Source organism: Corallibacter sp. (assembly GCF_048381695.1).
GTDB lineage: Bacteria > Bacteroidota > Bacteroidia > Flavobacteriales > Flavobacteriaceae > Corallibacter > Corallibacter vietnamensis.
In genome coordinates, this window is the sequence record NZ_JBLXHI010000001.1 from 764,767 (window position 1) to 783,895 (window position 19,129).

At 31.5% G+C, this 19,129-nt stretch carries 16 protein-coding genes and 1 tRNA gene; 15 read left to right on the plus strand and 2 right to left on the minus strand.

The window, feature by feature from the left end:
- Nucleotides 1-77 precede the first annotated feature (77 nt).
- From gldL to ACN5J3_RS03525, 4 genes are all read left to right on the plus strand, one after another.
- Complete coding sequence (gene gldL, locus ACN5J3_RS03510; protein ID WP_344728229.1) at nucleotides 78-731, plus strand: gliding motility protein GldL; 654 nt, start codon at nucleotides 78-80, stop codon at nucleotides 729-731.
- 50 nt (nucleotides 732-781) lie between these two features.
- Complete coding sequence (gene gldM / locus ACN5J3_RS03515) at nucleotides 782-2,332, plus strand: gliding motility protein GldM (RefSeq protein WP_344728231.1); 1,551 nt, start codon at nucleotides 782-784, stop codon at nucleotides 2,330-2,332.
- 48 nt (nucleotides 2,333-2,380) lie between these two features.
- On the plus strand, nucleotides 2,381-3,280 hold the full coding sequence (gene gldN, locus ACN5J3_RS03520; protein WP_418509221.1) for a gliding motility protein GldN: 900 nt from the start codon (nucleotides 2,381-2,383) through the stop codon (nucleotides 3,278-3,280).
- An 80-nt stretch (nucleotides 3,281-3,360) separates the two neighbouring features.
- Entirely contained in the window at nucleotides 3,361-4,404 is a 1,044-nt protein-coding gene (locus ACN5J3_RS03525; RefSeq protein ID WP_418510784.1) for an NAD(P)/FAD-dependent oxidoreductase, read from the plus strand.
- Here ACN5J3_RS03525 and ACN5J3_RS03530 read toward each other — a convergent pair.
- On the minus strand, nucleotides 4,397-4,777 hold the full coding sequence (locus tag ACN5J3_RS03530; RefSeq protein ID WP_417291253.1) for a DUF983 domain-containing protein: 381 nt from the start codon (nucleotides 4,775-4,777) through the stop codon (nucleotides 4,397-4,399). The two genes, ACN5J3_RS03525 and ACN5J3_RS03530, sit on opposite strands and share 8 nt — an antisense overlap.
- Before the next feature lie 84 nt (nucleotides 4,778-4,861).
- Here ACN5J3_RS03530 and ACN5J3_RS03535 point away from each other — a divergent pair, with 84 nt between their 5' ends.
- The 6 genes from ACN5J3_RS03535 to ACN5J3_RS03560 all read left to right on the plus strand — a co-directional run bounded on the left by ACN5J3_RS03535 (nucleotide 4,862) and on the right by ACN5J3_RS03560 (nucleotide 10,521).
- Nucleotides 4,862-6,769, plus strand: a complete 1,908-nt coding sequence (locus tag ACN5J3_RS03535) for an ABC-F family ATP-binding cassette domain-containing protein (RefSeq protein WP_417291252.1) — start codon at nucleotides 4,862-4,864, stop codon at nucleotides 6,767-6,769.
- Nucleotides 6,770-6,865: 96 nt separating this feature from the next.
- The gene (locus ACN5J3_RS03540) at nucleotides 6,866-7,690 is read left to right on the plus strand and encodes a Two component regulator three Y domain protein (protein ID WP_418510785.1); all 825 of its coding nucleotides are present in this window, start codon (nucleotides 6,866-6,868) and stop codon (nucleotides 7,688-7,690) included.
- A 174-nt stretch (nucleotides 7,691-7,864) separates the two neighbouring features.
- A tRNA-Met gene (locus ACN5J3_RS03545) sits at nucleotides 7,865-7,937 on the plus strand.
- A gap of 53 nt (nucleotides 7,938-7,990) precedes the next feature.
- On the plus strand, nucleotides 7,991-9,340 hold the full coding sequence (locus ACN5J3_RS03550) for a tyrosine-type recombinase/integrase (RefSeq protein WP_418510786.1): 1,350 nt from the start codon (nucleotides 7,991-7,993) through the stop codon (nucleotides 9,338-9,340).
- Nucleotides 9,341-9,342: 2 nt separating this feature from the next.
- On the plus strand, nucleotides 9,343-10,020 hold the full coding sequence (locus ACN5J3_RS03555) for a hypothetical protein (RefSeq protein WP_418510787.1): 678 nt from the start codon (nucleotides 9,343-9,345) through the stop codon (nucleotides 10,018-10,020).
- Nucleotides 10,021-10,062: 42 nt separating this feature from the next.
- Nucleotides 10,063-10,521: a hypothetical protein gene (locus ACN5J3_RS03560; protein ID WP_418510788.1), complete on the plus strand. Its 459-nt coding sequence runs from the start codon at nucleotides 10,063-10,065 to the stop codon at nucleotides 10,519-10,521.
- A 47-nt stretch (nucleotides 10,522-10,568) separates the two neighbouring features.
- On the opposite strand, the gene ACN5J3_RS03565 is transcribed toward ACN5J3_RS03560, so the two are convergent.
- Nucleotides 10,569-11,156, minus strand: coding sequence for a hypothetical protein (locus tag ACN5J3_RS03565; protein WP_418510789.1), 588 nt, complete (start codon nucleotides 11,154-11,156; stop codon nucleotides 10,569-10,571).
- Nucleotides 11,157-11,377: 221 nt separating this feature from the next.
- On the opposite strand from ACN5J3_RS03565, the gene ACN5J3_RS03570 reads away from it, so the two are divergent.
- From ACN5J3_RS03570 to ACN5J3_RS03590, 5 genes are all read left to right on the plus strand, one after another.
- Nucleotides 11,378-12,262 carry a hypothetical protein gene (locus ACN5J3_RS03570; protein ID WP_418510790.1) on the plus strand — a complete coding sequence of 295 codons (885 nt, stop codon included), beginning with the start codon at nucleotides 11,378-11,380 and terminating at the stop codon, nucleotides 12,260-12,262.
- A 66-nt stretch (nucleotides 12,263-12,328) separates the two neighbouring features.
- A complete protein-coding gene (locus tag ACN5J3_RS03575) occupies nucleotides 12,329-13,921 on the plus strand; it encodes an N-6 DNA methylase (protein WP_418510791.1) in 1,593 nt (530 codons plus the stop codon).
- On the plus strand, nucleotides 13,918-15,813 hold the full coding sequence (locus ACN5J3_RS03580) for a restriction endonuclease subunit S (RefSeq protein WP_418510792.1): 1,896 nt from the start codon (nucleotides 13,918-13,920) through the stop codon (nucleotides 15,811-15,813). Before ACN5J3_RS03575 ends, ACN5J3_RS03580 begins: the two co-directional genes overlap by 4 nt.
- A 120-nt stretch (nucleotides 15,814-15,933) precedes the next feature.
- Nucleotides 15,934-17,880 (plus strand): McrB family protein, encoded by a 1,947-nt coding sequence (locus ACN5J3_RS03585; RefSeq protein WP_418510793.1) that lies wholly within the window; start codon nucleotides 15,934-15,936, stop codon nucleotides 17,878-17,880.
- Entirely contained in the window at nucleotides 17,873-19,123 is a 1,251-nt protein-coding gene (locus ACN5J3_RS03590) for an McrC family protein (RefSeq protein ID WP_418510794.1), read from the plus strand. The genes ACN5J3_RS03585 and ACN5J3_RS03590 overlap by 8 nt, the downstream gene beginning before the upstream one ends.
- Nucleotides 19,124-19,129: the final 6 nt, after the last annotated feature.

Sequence of the window (19,129 nt, forward strand, 5' to 3'; positions counted from 1 at the left end):
CATCAAACAAACAAAAACTAAATAACTAAATTATTAATTAACTACCTAAGTATTAAAACTTAAAAAAAACAGAAATTATGGCAGCACAATCTTATGCATTCAAGAAATTTATGGCAATGGCTTACGGCCTAGGAGCATCAATTGTAATTATTGGAGCATTATTTAAGATAACACACTTTGAAATTGGACCATTAACAGGAAACGTAATGTTAACTATCGGATTAGTAACAGAAGCTTTCATTTTCGCAATATCTGCTTTTGAACCAGTAGATAACGAATTAGATTGGTCATTAGTATACCCTGAATTAGCTGGTGGAGAAGCAAAAACTAAAAAGAAAAAAGCTGAAGAGCCAAAAGATGCTGAAGGATTATTATCTAAAAAACTTGATAACTTATTAAAAGAAGCTAAAATTGATGGTGAATTAATGAGCTCTTTAGGAAACAGTATCAAAAACTTTGAAGGAGCAGCTAAAGGAATTGCGCCAACTGTTGATTCAATTGCAGCAACTAAAAAATATGGTGAAGAGCTTTCATTAGCAGCAGCACAAATGGAATCTTTAAACAGCCTATACAAAGTACAATTAGAAAGCGTTAATCGTCAAGCAGCAATCAACGAAGAGTCTGTAGAAAACGCAGCTAAATTAAAAGAGCAAATGCAATCTTTAGCATCTAACCTTTCATCATTAAATGGTGTTTACGGTGGTATGTTATCTGCTATGAACAAAAACTAATTAAGTTTAGTATATCAATTATTATTAATTAAAAACAAAACTAATTAGAAATGGCAGGAGGAAAATTATCTGCAAGGCAGAAAATGATTAACTTGATGTATTTAATATTCATTGCGATGTTAGCATTAAATATGTCAAAAGAGGTACTTTCAGCATTCGGACTAATGAACGAAAAACTGACTGAATCTAACGAAGCTGCAACGCAAAGAAACTCTGATTTCATGCAAGGTTTAGCTGAAAAAGTTTCAGAGCAACCAGCAAAGTACCAACCACTAAAGGCACAAGCTGATCAAATTGATGCATTAGCAACTGAATTTAATAGTTACCTAGAAGATTTAAAAGGAAAAATGACATCTACTGTTGATGATCCTCAAGATTATGAGATCATGGACAAAGGAGATTACCTAGATAATAACTTTTTTAAAGGTGATAAATTAGAGCCAGCTGGTGAAGAATTTTTAGCACAAATAGCAAAGTTTAGAGATGGTGTATCTGCAATTTTAGCTTCTAACCCTGATTTAGCTTCTATGGCTGATGATGTTAAGAAGAAATTTAATACAGATCCTGTAACAAACAGAGATGGTATCACTGTAGATTGGTTAGATTACCACTACAAAGGTTTCCCACTTGTAGCGTCATTAACTAAAATGACACAATTACAAGCTGATGTTAAAACTACAGAGTCTGAAGTTTTATCTTCTATGTTAGCAGGAAAGCTTAAAGTAGAAGCTTCTTTAACTAACTTTGATGCTATTGTTGTACCAGACAAAACAGCTTTCTTTTCAGGAGAAAACTTTACAGGTCGTATTATTTTAGGTAAAAACGATAAAACATTAAAAGCTGACAAAGTAATCATTAATGGTCAAGAACTATCTGCAGAGTCTATGCAAGCTGGTCAAACATTATTAGATTTCCCAGCAGGTGCTGTAGGAGAAAGAGAAATTGAAGGAGAATTCCAATTTAAAGAAGGAGATTCTATCATTTCTATTCCAGTAAAAAGTACTTACGCTGTTGTACCAAAACCAAATTCAGCAACAATTTCAGCTGACAAAATGAATGTAGTTTACCGTGGTGTATCTAACCCAATGACTATATCATTTGCTGGAGTTTCAGATAACAATGTATCTGCAAGTGCTCCTGGTTTAAGTAAAGGTTCAGGAACAGGAAAATACATCATGAAGCCAGGTACTGGTAGAGAAGTTGTAATTAACGTTTCAGGAACATTACCAGATGGTACTAAAGTTAGTGATAGAGCAACATTCAGAATTAAAGATATTCCAAAACCAACAGGTACAATAAGCCGTCAATCTGGTATTGTAAAATTACCACGTAACAGTGTTGAGATTGCTACTGTAGGTGCTTTATTAGAAGATTTTGATTTTGAATTACCTATCCAAGTAACACAGTTTAAATTTAAAGTTCCTGGTCAACCAACAGTAACTGTAAATGGAACTAAATTAAACTCTCAAGCTAAAAACGCTTTACGTAAAGCTAGAAGAGGAGATCAAGTAGCAATATTTGATATTAAAGCACAGATTAGAGGAAATTCTTCATACAAGTTAAAAGGAGTTTCTGCAGTAATTGTTGAAATTACAAACTAATAGAGGTTTTAATAAAGTATTAAGCCCTAATTAATAAAAATGAAACAGATGAATTTTAAAAGTTTTTTATTAACCGTTTTAAGCATATCTTTTGCAACATCTTCATTTGCACAAGCAAATCTTTTAAGCGCTAAATCTCCAGAAGAGATAGGTGTTAGAACAGAAGCTCAAAAAGCAGTTGACAATGATAAACCGTTAGAATATGGGTATGTAGATGATAGAGATATCATGTTTGGAAAAATGACTTGGGAAAAAGTTGTTTTAGATGAGCGTGTTAATTTTCCGTTATACTATCCTATAGATACTAACAATATTGGTTCTGATAGAAGATCTTTATTTGATGTTCTTTGGAAAAGTATCAAAAAAGGAGACATAGAAAACATTTATGATGATTCTTACTTTACTGCAAAGCGTACTATGAAAGATTTACAGTCTGCTATGCATAAAGTTGATACACTTGATGTAGGTTATGAGCAATATAATGCTGATGGTTATATTGACCCAGAATATATTATTCCTACTGACATTACATCATACCATATTAGTGCTTATTTAATCAAAAAGTATTGGTATTTTGACAAACGTCAAGGTGAGTTAAAGTTTAGAATTATTGGTTTAGCTCCTGCTGCACCAGATGTAAACTTTTTAGACTCTGATGACGAAGCTAACAAAGAACCAATTCCTTTATTCTGGATATTCTACCCAGATGCAAGAGAGGTATTACATGAAGCTAAAGCGTTTAATAATGAAAATAGCGCAGTGCCTTACTCGTTTGATCATATCTTAAATGCAGGTCGTTTTAATGGATATATCTATAAAGAAGAAAACGTATACGGAGACCGTAAAGTGACTGAATATGTATCTGAAAATGCATTAATGCAATTATTAGAATCTAATAGAATCAAAGAAAAGATTAGAAACTTTGAATTAGATATGTGGTCTTATTAAGAACCACATACTATAAATAATAAAAAAACGCTCACTATTTAGTGAGCGTTTTTTGTTACAACTTGATTATTTTTGTGGCTATGAATTTAGATTATATAGTTGTAGGTTGTGGTTTATCAGGTATCGCATTTTGTGAGCAATTAAAAGCTGCAAATAAACAGTTTGTAGTATTTGATAATCAGTCGCAACAATCTTCTCTTGTGGCTGCTGGTATGTATAACCCAGTAATTTTAAAACGGTTTTCCGAAGTCTGGAAAGCGCAAGAACAACTAAATCTAGCCTTGCCTTTTTATAAAAGAATAGAAGATAAACTAAATGTCACTATCAATTATTCATTTCCTATATATAGAAAATTTGCATCTATTGAGGAACAAAATATGTGGTTTGAAGCTTCAGATAAACCTAAATTAGAACCATTTTTGTCACCCAAAATAGTCTCAAATCATAATGCAAATATAAATGCGCCTTTTGGGTTTGGTCAAGTACTTTCATCTGGTCGCATTGATACCAATGTATTAATTGCATCTTATAGAGCATATTTGAAGCAGAATAATCAGCTTATTGAGAAGCCATTTCAGTATGACAAATTACATATTCAAGAAAAGTTAGCAACTTATGACACTATTTCTGCAAAGCATATTGTTTTTTGTGAAGGCTTTGGGCTAAAACAAAATCCTTTTTTTAATGATTTACCTTTAAATGGTACCAAAGGAGAAGTAATTACTATAAAAGCACCAAAACTGGCTTGTGATGTTGCTTTAAAATCATCAGTATTTGTTATACCTGAAAGTGACGATTTGTACACCGTTGGTGCTACTTATAATTGGGAAGATAAAACCAACCTTACTACAGAAGATGCAAAACAAGAATTGGTTTTAAAATTAAAAACTTTGATAACTTGTGATTTTGAAGTTGTTAATCAAGTAGCTGGAATACGCCCAACAGTAAAAGACAGACGCCCATTAGTAGGAAGACATCCTAAACATAAAAACATTTATGTATGTAATGGTTTAGGAACTCGTGGTGTAATGATTGCTCCCTACATTTCAGAAAAACTATTCAATTTTATAGAAAATAATCAAGCATTAGATGCCGAAATTTCAATTGATAGATTCTTTATTTAACCAAAGACTTATCATAATGAAGAAACATATTTATCCAAATGTTTCTTGACAATCGCATTATAATAGGGCCAAAAACAACGAGTGTTATTATTATAGCAATAAAGGAAGTAACCAAACTTGTTCCTAAAAACAAATAGCTTATTACAAAAGCAGCAACCGCAAAGGCGATACCAACAGCATAACTTACATACATAGAACCATAAAAGAAAGATGGTTCTATTCTGTATTTGGTATGACAGTGAGAGCAAGATTCGTGAATCTTTAAAACTTCAGATAATACATATGGGTTTTTGTGCTCATACATAGATTCTTGGTGGCATTTAGGACATGCACCTGTAAAAATGCTATAAAGTTTAGTTCCTTTTTTTATCATGATTAAAACAATTACTTTTGCGACTTGTATTTATATACAAAAATACAACTTTATAAAAACAACTACTGTAACAAAAGTAACATAATGCTAAACATTCATAATCTTTCTATTTCTTTTCAAGGAGAATATCTTTTTGAAGACATTACCTTCAAATTAAGTCCTGGCGATCGTGTGGGACTTATAGGGAAAAATGGTGCGGGAAAGTCTACAATGCTTAAAATTCTTTCAAAAGAAATGCAACCTGATTCAGGACAAATAGCAGCGGATAAGAATTTGAGCATTGGTTTTTTAAAACAGGATATCGATTTTGAATTTGGCAAAACCGTTTTAGAGGAATCCTATGAAGCATTTGAAGAAATAAAGGCATTAGAAGCTCAAATGGAGCATATCAACCAGCAACTGGTTGAACGTACCGATTATGAAAGTGAAGGTTATAATCAGTTAATGATAGACTTAAGCGATGTACAACACCAATATGAAATTTTAGGCGGTTACAATTATCAAGGAGAAACTGAAAAAATATTACAAGGATTAGGTTTTAAACGTAGCGATTTTGAAAAGCTTACAGATACATTTTCTGGTGGTTGGAGAATGCGTATAGAATTAGCTAAACTACTATTACAAAATAATGACGTACTGTTACTTGATGAGCCTACAAACCATTTAGATATTGAATCTATCATTTGGTTAGAGGGCTTTTTAAAAAATTACAACGGAGCTGTGGTAATAGTATCACATGATAAAATGTTTCTTGACAACGTTACAAACCGTACCATAGAAATATCATTAGGTCGTATTTATGATTATAATAAGCCTTATTCAAAGTTTTTAGTACTACGTAAAGAAATAAAAGAACAACAATTAGCTACACAAAAAAATCAACAAAAACAGATAGAGCAAACCGAAAAACTTATTGAAAAGTTTAGGGCAAAAGCTTCAAAAGCCTCAATGGCGCAATCCTTAATAAAAAAGTTAGACCGTATAGAGCGTATTGAAGTTGATGAAGATGATAACAGCGTTATGACGCTTAATTTTCCTGTTTCTATAACACCAGGAAAAGTTGTTGTTGAAGCATTAGATATATCTAAAAGTTATGATGATATCAATGTATTACAGCATATAGATTTAACAATAGCACGCGATACAAAAACCGCTTTTGTTGGACAAAATGGGCAAGGGAAATCTACATTAGCTAAAATTATAGTAGGAGAAATAAAGCATCAAGGCGAACTAAATCTAGGACATAATGTACAGATAGGATATTTTGCTCAAAACCAAGCCGAGTATTTAGACGGAAACAAAACCGTATTAGATACAATGATAGATGCAGCCAATGAAACTAACCGTAGTAAAGTTCGCGATATTTTAGGGGCTTTCTTATTTAGAGGAGATGAAGTAGATAAATACGTGAGAGTTTTATCAGGAGGAGAACGAAACCGATTGGCTTTAGCAAAGCTAATGTTACAACCTTTTAACGTTTTGGTTATGGATGAACCCACAAACCATTTAGATATAAAATCTAAAAACGTACTAAAGGATGCACTTAAAAAGTTTGAAGGAACATTAATTCTTGTATCTCACGACCGTGATTTTCTTCAGGATCTTACAGATACAGTATATGAGTTTAAAGACCATAAAATAAAAGAATATTTAGGGAATATAGACTTTTACCTCCAGCAAAGAAACGTTGAAAATCTGCGCGAAGTAGAAAAACGCAATGTTGTAAAAGAAACGCCAAAAGAAAGTAAAAAGCAATCATATGACGATCAAAAAAAGCTAAAATCATTACAAAACAAGTTAAGTAATGTAGAAGCAAAAATAAGTCAGTTAGAGAAGGAAATAAAAACCATTGATGCTGAATTAGCAGCAAATTATGATGAGTTAGCTGCCAAGCCCAACTTTTTTGATAACTATCAATCAAAAAAAGATCGTTTAGAGAATTTAATGACAGAATGGGAAACGGTTCATGAAAAAATTGAAGCTTTCTCTTAAAGAAAAAGAAAGCCTGAAGTGTATTTCATCGAATAAATTTGTTTTTTATCTATTAAGGTTTTAATATTGTTGTAAATTATTCCAAATCAGAACGATATGAAAGCTTTAAAAACCATTGTGTTATGCTTTTTTATAACAACAATAACCTTTGCAAACGTTTCTCAAAGTGAGAAAGAAGCTTTATTGGCTTTATACAACGCGACGCAAGGTGAAAATTGGACAAATACTTGGGATTTAGATAAGCCTATTGATTCTTGGTATGGCGTTACGTTAAAGAATAACAAGGTTGTAAGTCTTGATTTAGAATTCAATAACCTACAAGGTAACTTACCTCAAGAGATAGGAGATTTAACCCATATCAAAGAAATACGTCTTGGATTTAATAAACTTACAGGAACATTACCACAGAGTATTACAAATCTTAATAATTTATCAGTTTTAGAGCTGTATATGAATAGGTTAGAAGGTGAGCTTCCACAAGATATAGGAAACCTAACAAACCTAACCATTCTAAAATTATTCAGTAACAGTTTTACTGGAGAGATACCAACTTCAATTACACATTTAGAAAACCTTAAAGAATTATTGTTAGGAAGTAATTTTTTAACAGGAGAAATACCAGCAAGCATTGAGAATTTAAAGAATTTAGAAAAATTAAGTTTAATAGATAATAAACTAGAAGGGTACATACCTGTTGAAATATCAGCGTTGAAAAACCTTGAAGAGTTGGTTTTATCAAGCAACAATTTAATAGGAAGTTTACCATATCAAATTACAGATTTAGAAAGTTTGAATGTCATAATGGTTAGCGACAATAATTTAGATACAGAGTATGTTACGGTAACTGATAAAAGTAATCAGCCAACAATTATGGGATTACCAATAGAAGAAGGTGTTGCAACAGACTTTGATGATGATTAGTAAGTAGTATATTTTATAAAATAAATAAAAAAGATGTGTTATAGCACATCTTTTTTTATGCTCTATATTTACTTTAAAAAGGTTGTGAATAAGGAGTATAACAGCAGAATGATAATTTTTTTTCATTTTATGCTTGGTAATCTTAAAAACCGTTGTATATTTGCAGTCCAATATCGCGGGATAGAGCAGTAGGTAGCTCGTCGGGCTCATAACCCGAAGGTCACTGGTTCGAGTCCAGTTCCCGCTACTAATGACAAAGTCACGTATAATAACGGTTTGGTGTTGCCAAACCGTTTTTTTATGCTTAATTTTAACCTCCTAATTGAAAAAGAATACAAAAGTGCATACGAAAGTGCATACGATTTGTCATTGAAAAAAGAATATTCTACACCCAAAATCTACACTGCAAATAACGACTTATCGAAACGTTGGTATGTGTATTTTTCTTACCGAAATCCTGATACGGGAAAACTAAAGCGTCAAACACCAATTTATGGTGAAGCCAATAAATATAAAACCAAGGAAGAGCGATTGGCCGTTTTAACGATTTTAAGACAAACCTTAAATAAATTATTACGCCAAGGTTACAGTCCGTATAAAAACAATGATAGTGTATATCAGAAGCAACAGGAAATTCTAGAGAAGGAAGAAGCTATAGTTGAAACTCAAAAAACACAAAAAGTTAAGCTTGAGAAAGAGGTTGCTGTAACTGTTAAGAGAAAACCTAGAAAGTCAACCAAGAAAGAATTAGGAGCAACATTAAAAGAGGCTTTTGATTTTGATATGGTGCTTAAGGAAAAAACACTTCAAGCAAGTAGCTTACGCTCTTACAGTAGCCATATTAGAATTTTCAAAAAATGGCTTCAAGAGAACAAGAAACAAATTAAATACATAAAAGACGTTGATAAATCTATAGTGTCCGAGTTTTTGCTTCAAATTATGACAAAAACTTCTGCTAGAAACAGAAACAATTATAGAGCAAGTTTAAGTAGCTTCTTTTCTACTTTAGAAGACCACGAACTTGTAGCAGAAAATTTTGTAAAGAAAATTAAAAATCATAAAACGACAACGACAAGGAATAAGACTTATACAAAAGTACAGCAAAAAGAAATTTTCGATTATCTAGAGAAAGAGGATCCTACTTTATTACTCTTTATTCAGTTTGTGTCTTTTAATTTCTTAAGGCCTATAGAAGTTTGTAGACTTAAAGTAGGAGATATTAATACAGAAAATCGCACTTTAAGTTTTAAAGCAAAAAACAGTCCTTTAAAAACGAAGATTATTCCAGAAGTGTTATGGAAAGAGTTACCTGATTTATCAAAGTTTAAACATGATGATTTCCTTTTTACCTACAAAGGTATTGGCGGAGCTTGGGAAGGCACAGCAGATTACAAAAGAAATTATTTTTCTAGTCGCTTTAAAAAAGTTGTTAAAGATAAATTTGGATTAGGTGTTGATTATGGTATGTATAGTTTTAGGCATACTTTTATAACTAAATTGTATCGAGCTTTGGTTGAAGACTCATCGCCGCATGCAGCAAAGAGTAAGCTTATGCAAATTACAGGACACTCTTCTATGACAGCTTTAGAACAATATTTAAGAGACATTGATGCCGAGTTACCAGAAGACTATTCAAAATTTATTAAATAGGAATGACAGATAGTTTAAAAGAAGTATCCAAATTAACTTTTGCCAATTTAATAAAGGCTAGTGTGTTTTATTTACCAGAATCGGTTTTTGATTTATTAAAGATTACAAAAACCGAATCAGTACTTAAAGATATTAATACCATTTTTTTATTTGATAAAAATGGAAAACTGATAAGAAATTACACAGAGTCTTTTGGGCAGTTTGTATTACCAAAAAAATCTTATTTAGAAGAGAATATATTTCTGCTATTTGAGTTTAAGGAGCAAAGTAGTAAAGGAGGTTTTGAATATGTGATAGAAAAATATAACGAGCTTGTTTTATCTCTACTTTACATGAGTGAGTTGTTCTGTAATGAAATTGAAAAGGATATAGCAGATTTAACAGATGATCAAAAAACAGCCTTTACATTGCAACATAATTTTTATATACAACACAAAGAAATATTCGAAGCTAAATTTAAAATACCTCCAAGAGTTTACAATTTTAATAAACAAACAACACAGACTGTTTTAAAAAAGATAAAACCGCTTGCAGTAAATTTAGATACACAAGAAGTAGAAAGTAGAAAACCTGATAAAAAACTTGAAAAGAAAAATCAATTAGAAAAACTTAAAAACGATACGAGAACAAATGCTGAAAGTTTTCTATTAAAAACTGTTTTTAAAGTTAATATTGATTAAAAATTATAATTTAACGTAAATAGAACGTTTAATTTACGCATAATGAAAGATTCAAAATATTACACCTGTGATTATTGTTATGAAGAATTTTTACCTTCAAGACGTCGTGTGCAAAAGTTTTGTTGCAATAGTTGCCGTTCAAAAGCATATAGAGAAAGAAAGGAAGCTGATGTTGTAGTCAAACCAACTCCTGCATTACCAAAAAACTTTCTTCAAAATAATAAAAATAAAAACTCATTAGAGAACACAAAAAGTAAAGTAGAACAAATGAGTTTTCAAGGTGTAGGAAATGCAGCTTTAGGAACATTAGCAGCCGATGGTCTAAAATCTCTACTTACAAAAAATGAAAATAAACCCTTGACCAAAGGAGATATTAAAAAGCTAGTTTCTGAAATAAACGGCCGTTTTCACGAAATCAAAAATATGGCTCCAAATAATATGGGACAAAAACCTTTTTATGATATAGAAAGAAAAGAGGTGGTTTACAGGTGGACTAAATAAAAAAGGTACTCGCTTTTATTTTAGAAAACATTTGTTAAGCATTCATTCTAAAGTTTTCTAATAGCTCTATTTATATAATTTAAATTTTTAATTAAAGTATGTGCATAGCCGCCATTACCTTTAGGAGATAAGTTTTTAGATTTTTTATAAAACACAATCGCATTTTGTTTAAAATCAAAAATTATAGTTTCAAGTTGTACTTTACTAATAGGCGTTGTTTCAGGAGAAGTGCTACTTCTAGTTTCAACTAAAAAAAACATTCCGTAACGGTTACCTGTAGTTGTGCTAATTTCCTTTAAACTATGTGGTAAATCAGTGTCTGTGTAGTTCTTGTTTTTAGATTTGAATAACGTAACTAATTCGTTTTTATCAGTAGCTGTTAGATTAGCTTTGTATTTTTCTTTTACGTTATACTGCGGTTTTTTTCTATTTATCACTGAATCTATAGCAATCACAGAAATTTCTTCAAATCGCTCATATAGTTTGTTTGGTTTATTAGGGCTTTTATGAACAAATATAGGTTCGTAGTATGAGAAGTTGCCTATGTTTTCTTGCTCATTAGATTTTTCTGTTTGAGCATTTGCTGAAAATGATAATGCTAAACTTAATACTGTAATAAAAAAATAGGCTTTCATGTTTTTAAGTTTTTGTTTGTTTAAAGGTATACTTAACAAGTATATATCTTTTAAAGATGATATGGCGTAAAACTATTAAATAATTTTTTAAGCATACTATATAGAGATTTTCTAAATATATTCTATATTTATGCTTCTCCCTTAAAAGTACCAATAGCATTAATTGGCTAATATAAAATTTAGCTTTATTTTTTTATTAATCTTTTGTTTTATATCTAGAAATGAAAATTGTAATGCGAGAATATCCAAAAGTAATTTTGGTATTATGTCTATTAATCTCTTTTTCAGGTATGTATTCTCAAGTCTCTGATGTAACAGAAGCAATTGAAGAATCTTATGAGAACTATCAAGATGCTTTTAATAAATTAAAGAATGCAAGGTCATATATCTCTGATGCCTTTAATGCTGAATCTATTTCAGGTGTTCAATCATATGCTAATTACGCAGAAAGTGAAGTTTCTTCCGCTAAACGTTATTTAGGTTATGCTGAAGATGAAGCTGATGATGCAGAAACTGAAGCAGGGTATCTTAATTGTTATGATGCTAAAAATGCAGCTGAAGACGCTGAAGATTATTTTTACGATGCAAAAAGAAATCTATCTAATGCAGAAAGTAGTTTGTCTAGTGCGAGTTATACATCCGATGCCGACTATTTAAGTGATTATCTTAACGAAGCTAATAATTATATTAATCAGGCATTAAATAATATGGGGTATGCTGTTGATGAATTAAATAATACTTTGAAGTATATACGTAGTTGTGGAGTACCTACAAGTAATTCATATAGTGGTACATCGCAAACAACGTCTTGCGAAGATTTATTAAGTTATATCCAAGACAATGGATACCGTAAAAGTAAGCTTTCTAGTTACACATTAGATTCTAGCTGGCTTTATGAAGTGACAGCTTACACCTATGATTATGACATTTATGTGGTAGCAAAAATTAAAAAAAGCGAATATAGCTACCAAACCAATACTTATATATTTTGCGGGGTTCCTTCAACAAATTGGTCTAATTTTAAAAATGGAGGTTATGGAGATCCTAATTCTTACGGGAAACGTTTCCACAAATATATTTTTGATTATAAATGTGAATGTTATTAGCCTAAAATTATAAATAACCTTATTTTAGATGCTTTTGAAATAAAGTATTAAGACTGAAAATATATAATGACCCAACAAAACATAAAACAACTAGAAACCGAACTTTGGGATGCAGCAGACGACTTAAGAGCCAATTCTAAATTGACCGCTGCCGAATATAAAGACCCATTATTAGGTCTAGTACTACTGCGTTTTGCACAAAACCGTTATGAAGATGCCAAAATTGAAGTGCAAAACAACCTTCCCATAAATCCGCGTACAGGAGAAAAACGAGAAGCCAATAAAGAAGATTACACAGCAGCTGGTGCTATTATGTTGCCAGAAAAAGCCAAATACGATTATTTAGCCTACTTACCAGAAAGCGAAGATATAGCACAAGCCATTAATAATGCTATGAAACTTATTGAAGCTGAATACCCAGATCTAGAAGGTATTTTGCCAAAAAGCTACCAAGAGTTTGATGACAAACTACTGCGCGATTTAGTACGTGTGTTTAATAAAGACGCCGTAAAAAATGCTAAAGGCGATGTGTTTGGTCGTATTTACGAGTTTTTCTTAATGAAATTCTCTATGCAAGGTGCAGGTGCGCAAGAAGGTGGCGAATTTTTTACACCACCATCGTTGGTAAACCTTATTGTCAACTTTATACAACCTAATCACGGTATTGTACACGATCCTGCTTGTGGTTCTGGTGGTATGTTTGTGCAAACCGCACATTTTATAAAAGACCACAACAACAAAAGCGTTAACGAAGCCATTACTGTGTATGGTACAGAGCTAAAAAGTAACAACACACGTTTAGCAAAAATGAACCTCGCCATTCACGGTATAGAAGGCAAGATTATAGAAAGCAATAGCTTTTATAGCAATCCGCATAACCTAACAGGAAAATGCGATTTCGTCATGGCAAATCCACCATTTAATGTCGATAAAATTGATGCGAAGAATAAATTTCTAGCAGATGACGAGCGTTTACCTTTTGGGCCACCACTAACAGGAAAAGGCACCATTAGCAATGGTAATTATTTATGGATGCAATATTTCCATAGTTATTTAAACGAAACTGGTAGAGCAGGTTTTGTAATGGCAAGTAGTGCGACCGATGCTGGTAATGCCGAGAAACGCATACGCCAACAGTTAATTGAAACAGGCGATGTAGAATGTATTGTAGCCATAAGCAACAACTTTTTTTACACGCGTAGCTTACCATGTCACGTCTGGTTTTTTAATAAAGGAAAGAAAGCTGAAAACAAAGACAAGGTGCTTATGATAGATGCCCGCAACACCTTTAGAAAAGTAAGCACAACAATTAACGATTTTAGTGACGACCAACTAGAGGGTTTAACCGCTATTATGAACGCTTTTAGAACCAATAATCTTGAAGCTGTCAGTTCGAGCGCAGTCGAGAACGCTTGGTTAGCAGAACACTTCCCAAAAGGCAAATACCAAGACGTAGAAGGCCTATGCAAAATAGCCACATTAGACGAGATTAAAGAGCAAGACTACAGCCTTACACCAGGACGCTACGTAGGAGTAAAGATTGATATTGATATGGATTTTGACTATAAAGGCAGAATGCGCGACATACATACCGAACTAGCAAAACTAAACACCGAAGCCAATACCCTAATGCAACAAATACAAAGTGTCAAGCTATGAGGGAAGGATGGAGTGAAGTAAGATTAATTGAAGTTACTTCAAAAATAGGTAGTGGAGTTACACCAAGAGGAGGTTCAAGTGTATACGTAGAGAAAGGAATACCTATTTTCAGAAGTCAAAATATTTATAATGGAGAATTTTCAACAAGTGGATTAGCCTATATAAATGATACAATTGCTTCTAAAATGAAAAATGTTGAAGTTGTTGAGGATGATGTATTATTGAATATTACTGGTGATTCTGTCGCTAGATGTTGTATACCACCACGAGAATTTATACCTGGAAGAGTAAATCAACATGTTTCAATAATTAGACCAAGAAAAGAAAAGTTAAACCCGAGATATTTGATGTATTCATTAATCTCACCGCGAATGCAAGCGACCTTGTTAGCTTTTGCTTCTGGTGCAGGCGCTACAAGAAATGCGTTAACAAAAAGTGTCTTGGAAAATACCAAAATCAACCTACCACCACTAAAAACCCAACGCAAAATAGCATCCATTTTATCCGCCTATGATGATTTAATAGAAAACAACCTAAAGCGCATTAAACTATTAGAAGAACAAGCACAACTCACCTATGAAGAGTGGTTTGTACGCTTTAAATTTCCTGGTCATGAAACCACAAAGTTTGATGAAGACACTGGATTGCCTGAGGGTTGGGAAAAGGTGAAGGCTTCTGATTTATTTGATATTCAAGGAGGAACACAACCACCAAAAAGCAGTTGGTTAGATGTTCAAAAAGATGGTTATGTTAGAATGGTTCAAATTCGTGATTATTACACAGATTCCCACATAGCTTATGTTAGAAATAATTCTAAACTACGTAGATGTTCAAAGGAAGATATTATGATAGCTAGATATGGTGCTTCTGTAGGGAGAATTTGTTATGGTATTGAAGGAGTTTATAATGTTGCTTTGGTTAAGGTTGTGCCTTATAAAAAATCCCATAGAGAATTTTTACGATGGTATTTGAAATCTGATTTTTTTCAATCAAACTTGCTTAATAAAACCCAAAGAACAGCACAAGACGGTTTTAATAAGGGGACATTTAAATCCTTAAAACTAAACAAACCAAATAAAGTTATTATTGAAAAATTTAACTTATATGCTATTCCTCTATTTAATTTTATTGAAAAACTTAAAAATCAAAACCAACACTTAAAAGAAGCGCGAGATATCTTGTTACCACGCTTAATGAGTGGGATGATAAATGTGGAGAGTTTGGAGGTTGGTAGTACTAATTATGAAGTGGTAGAGCAGTTGGGTAAGGTGGCGGAAGCTAGGTCAGTTTATGAAAAAGACAAAGTTGAAATTGACAGTTTGTTCAAAACCTTAAACTATGATTATGAAATAGCAGTAGTTGTTTTGCTCACAAGACAAATATTGAACAGGAATTATGGAAAAAAATACATCCATAAAATGTTTAGTAATATAAAGTTTTTGGAAGCATTACCTGTTTTTAAAGATTTGGAGTTTCAAGAAAATCATTGGGGAATGTATTGTCCAGTTCTTGAAAAAACCATAGGCAACCAAAAGTATATACAATTTGATAATATTGATGATGAAAGAAGTGTGATTAACTTTAATTATAAATTTATTAAGGAGGTAACAAACTGGATGAATGAAGATGATTATGCTAGAGATTTTGTATCACAGGTTAAAAATATGCTGTCTATTTATCAAAAATCATTGATTGATAAAGGTATGGATCGTATAGAGTTGCTTAATACGGTTTTAGAATGTATGAATGTCTTAGAAACAAATAATTTTGATGCCATTTGGCATAAAATGGAAAACTGGAAAATGCAAGAAGAGGGTTATAAAACTAAAGCAGAAAAATTCAAGCCAAGAGAAACAGAACTAATGATTGATTTAATTAAGGAGTTAAAATAAAAATAGGTCAAGAGCCACGATTATTTGGAAGATGGTTTAATAGAGTAAGCTATCCAAAATATTTTGAAGGAGTTGGGTAAAGTGGCGGAAAATAACCAAATATATAGTAAAGAATAGGGTATGGATCAAAGAGAATTAGCCAAGGGACTATTAGATTTTCTAAAAAGTCTAAAAGCAAATACAAATATTGAAGACTGGGATTATCTAGGAGAAACAAATGATGCTTTTGGAACACCAGGTGGATCTTGGGAGGGACAAAAAGGTTTTAGGTTTAAAAGCTTAAATGACAAAAAGGAGTTTATTTTAAGAAGTTTGCCCAGCTCTAAAAGTTTCATTGTTCTTGAAAGTTATCAAATACCAGGTCAGTTATATAATATGAATTTAACTAATATTAGTGTTTATAAAAATACTAATAATAAAGGTCAACTTTTAGAATCTTATAATTTGACAGCTGGTTTAGGTAGAGTAAAGAAAGATGTTGTTGAATCTACTTTTAATGAGTTTAGCTATACTAGTAATTTAATTTTTGAAATAGATAGTTTAAGCCCTAATTGGCAAGGATTAACAACAGCTATTTTAAATTGGGGGCCAATACGTGAAAAAGTTAAAAACAAGATTAAGGAGGAGAAAAAAAATGTTAAAAAAGACATTTTAATTTCTGAAAAAAATCCTAATGAATCAAAACCTTTTGTAATGTATAACAATAGTCCGTTAAATCAAATACTTTTTGGACCTCCAGGAACAGGGAAAACGTATCACACGATAAACAAAGCACTTTCTATTATTGAAGATGTAATTGAGGAAGAGTTAAAAAAAGAAACACGATCCAATCTAACTGATAGGTTTGATGACCTATTAATTAACGATTGGGAAAATCCATCTGGACAAATAGCTTTTGTCACGTTTCATCAAAGCATGACTTATGAAGATTTTATAGAAGGTATAAAACCAGTAGTAACTTCAAAGAAAAAAGTAATCTATGATACGCTTCCAGGAATATTTAAAAACATGTGTACCATAGCCAAAGAAAATTGGTTAGGTGCTAATTCAGATAGTCAAGATGAATTGTCGTTTGAAGATGCCTTTAATAATTTAAAAGACGATTGGGAAGAAAATCAGGCTATGAAATTCCCAATGAAAACTAAAGGTAAAGATTATACTATTATTGGTTTTACTAAATCTTCAATACAATTTAAAAAGGCAAGTGGAAGTATAGATCATACGTTGAGTATTGCTACTTTAAGAGATTATTTTTATGGAAGGAGAAAAGTTAGAACTTCTGGTATAGGTATTTATTATCCAGGCATTTTGGATAAGTTAAAGTCTTATAAGCCCACAGTAAAGGAAGATAAAGAAGAAAAAAAATATGTGTTAATTATAGATGAAATTAACCGTGGGAATGTGTCTGAAATTTTTGGAGAGTTAATAACGTTAATTGAAGAAGACAAACGACTAGGTAACGACGAATCTATTGAGGTCATACTGCCATATAGTAAGGAGTCGTTTGGTGTACCGCCAAATCTTTACATTATTGGAACTATGAATACAGCAGATAGAAGTGTAGAAGCTCTAGATACAGCTTTAAGAAGACGTTTTACGTTTGAAGAAATACCACCAGACTATTCTTTAAAAGAACTCGATTATTCTGCGTTTAATTATAAGACTTCCCAAATTTTAAAGACTATAAATAGTCGTATAGAAAAGCTGCTTGATAAAGATCATGCTATTGGACATTCATTTTTTATTATTGAAGAAGAAAAAGATAAGGAACAGAAAATAATAAAAACATTTTATAAAAATATCATTCCATTATTACAAGAATATTTTTTTGGAGATTTTGGAAAAATAGGTTTAGTACTCGGGAAAGGATTCGTTAACAAAAAGGATTGGGATAAAATCGCTGATGCTTTTGCAGATTTTGACCATGAAAGTAGAGGTGATTTTGAGGAAAGAGATATTTATGAAATTATAGATTATAGAAATAGTAATCACAATTATAAAATTAACAATGTTGATATGTCTTTTGATAAAGCCATTCAGCTTTTAATGAAGGATTCTATTGCATAAAGCAAATAAACATATCGTTGTTTTTGAACATGAAATTCTTCGTTTTGATATAGGCGAAAAACGAATTTCTGAAGACCAATTTAAAGCGTTACAGCAATATTATGGTTCAGGGGTTCCTTTTTTTAAATTAATCTATAATGGCGTACAGTTTAATGAACATGTTGGTGTAATTCAAGTAGGTAAAACGCTTATTGAAGTCTTGCCCAAAGCAGATAAAAATTCAAATTTTAAATTAGAAGAAAAGAAATGGCGTGATATTTTAATTGGTATGATGCGATCAGTCGGTGGTTTTGATATTAAATCGACAAGTTCAAGTCATTTAAAAATAAAACCTAATACAATACTCGATTTATATTTTGAACTATTTATTAAAGAAGTTGAATACTTATTACATTCTGGCTTAGTCAAAAAATACAGAAAAAAAGAGGGAAATGTATCTGCCTTAAAAGGTAGTTTACAGTTTAACAAGCACATTCAACATAACATTACTCACCAAGAAAGGTTTTATGTGCGCCATACCACTTATGATGTAAATCACAAGTTGCATTTTATTCTATACAAAACACTTCAGCTAATAAAGCAAATAAATACTAATGCATCATTATATGGCAGAATAGGTTCTTTATTTTTGAATTTTCCAGAAATGCCTGATATAAAAGTAACGGAATCAACTTTTAATAATTTATACTTTAACAGGAAAACAGAACATTATAAAAAAGGAATAGAAATCGCTAAATTATTGCTTTTACAGTATCATCCAGATATAAGTAAAGGTAGAAATAATGTATTAGCATTAATGTTCGATATGAATCTACTTTGGGAGAAATTTATATTTAAAAGTTTAAGAAAACATAAAAAAAACAAGTCTCAAATTACTGCACAAACTTCTAAATACTTTTGGAAGCCTGAAAAAGGAAATCGTTCTAGTATGAAACCTGATATTTGGATAGAAAATGAAGGAGAAAGTATTATTTTAGATACTAAATGGAAAAATTTGAATGGATATAACCCATCACCTGATGATTTAAGGCAGATGTATGTTTACCATGAATATTATAAAGCTAAAAAAGTAGCTTTGGTATATCCTGGTATTAAAAACGAAAAACGGAATGGGTTGTTTTTAGATCCAGTTTCTAGTAATCCATTAGAAAAAGAGTGTAGTGTCATTACTATTGAAGTAGAAAGTAATATAAGTAAATGGCAACAAAACATAAGTGAGCAATTTTATAATTGGCTTAATTAATAAGAA

Bases quoted from the DNA above. Each gene is read 5' to 3' on its own strand.
- ACN5J3_RS03530 (WP_417291253.1), bottom strand. From the start codon at position 4,777: ATGATAAAAAAAGGAACTAAACTTTATAGCATTTTTACAGGTGCATGT.
- gldM (WP_344728231.1), top strand. From the start codon at position 782: ATGGCAGGAGGAAAATTATCTGCAAGGCAGAAAATGATTAACTTGATG.
- ACN5J3_RS03560 (WP_418510788.1), top strand. From the start codon at position 10,063: ATGAAAGATTCAAAATATTACACCTGTGATTATTGTTATGAAGAATTT.
- ACN5J3_RS03570 (WP_418510790.1), top strand. From the start codon at position 11,378: ATGAAAATTGTAATGCGAGAATATCCAAAAGTAATTTTGGTATTATGT.
- ACN5J3_RS03565 (WP_418510789.1), bottom strand. From the start codon at position 11,156: ATGAAAGCCTATTTTTTTATTACAGTATTAAGTTTAGCATTATCATTT.
- ACN5J3_RS03575 (WP_418510791.1), top strand. From the start codon at position 12,329: ATGACCCAACAAAACATAAAACAACTAGAAACCGAACTTTGGGATGCA.
- gldL (WP_344728229.1), top strand. From the start codon at position 78: ATGGCAGCACAATCTTATGCATTCAAGAAATTTATGGCAATGGCTTAC.
- ACN5J3_RS03580 (WP_418510792.1), top strand. From the start codon at position 13,918: ATGAGGGAAGGATGGAGTGAAGTAAGATTAATTGAAGTTACTTCAAAA.
- ACN5J3_RS03550 (WP_418510786.1), top strand. From the start codon at position 7,991: ATGCTTAATTTTAACCTCCTAATTGAAAAAGAATACAAAAGTGCATAC.
- ACN5J3_RS03555 (WP_418510787.1), top strand. From the start codon at position 9,343: ATGACAGATAGTTTAAAAGAAGTATCCAAATTAACTTTTGCCAATTTA.
- ACN5J3_RS03540 (WP_418510785.1), top strand. From the start codon at position 6,866: ATGAAAGCTTTAAAAACCATTGTGTTATGCTTTTTTATAACAACAATA.
- gldN (WP_418509221.1), top strand. From the start codon at position 2,381: ATGAATTTTAAAAGTTTTTTATTAACCGTTTTAAGCATATCTTTTGCA.
- ACN5J3_RS03525 (WP_418510784.1), top strand. From the start codon at position 3,361: ATGAATTTAGATTATATAGTTGTAGGTTGTGGTTTATCAGGTATCGCA.
- ACN5J3_RS03585 (WP_418510793.1), top strand. From the start codon at position 15,934: ATGGATCAAAGAGAATTAGCCAAGGGACTATTAGATTTTCTAAAAAGT.
- ACN5J3_RS03535 (WP_417291252.1), top strand. From the start codon at position 4,862: ATGCTAAACATTCATAATCTTTCTATTTCTTTTCAAGGAGAATATCTT.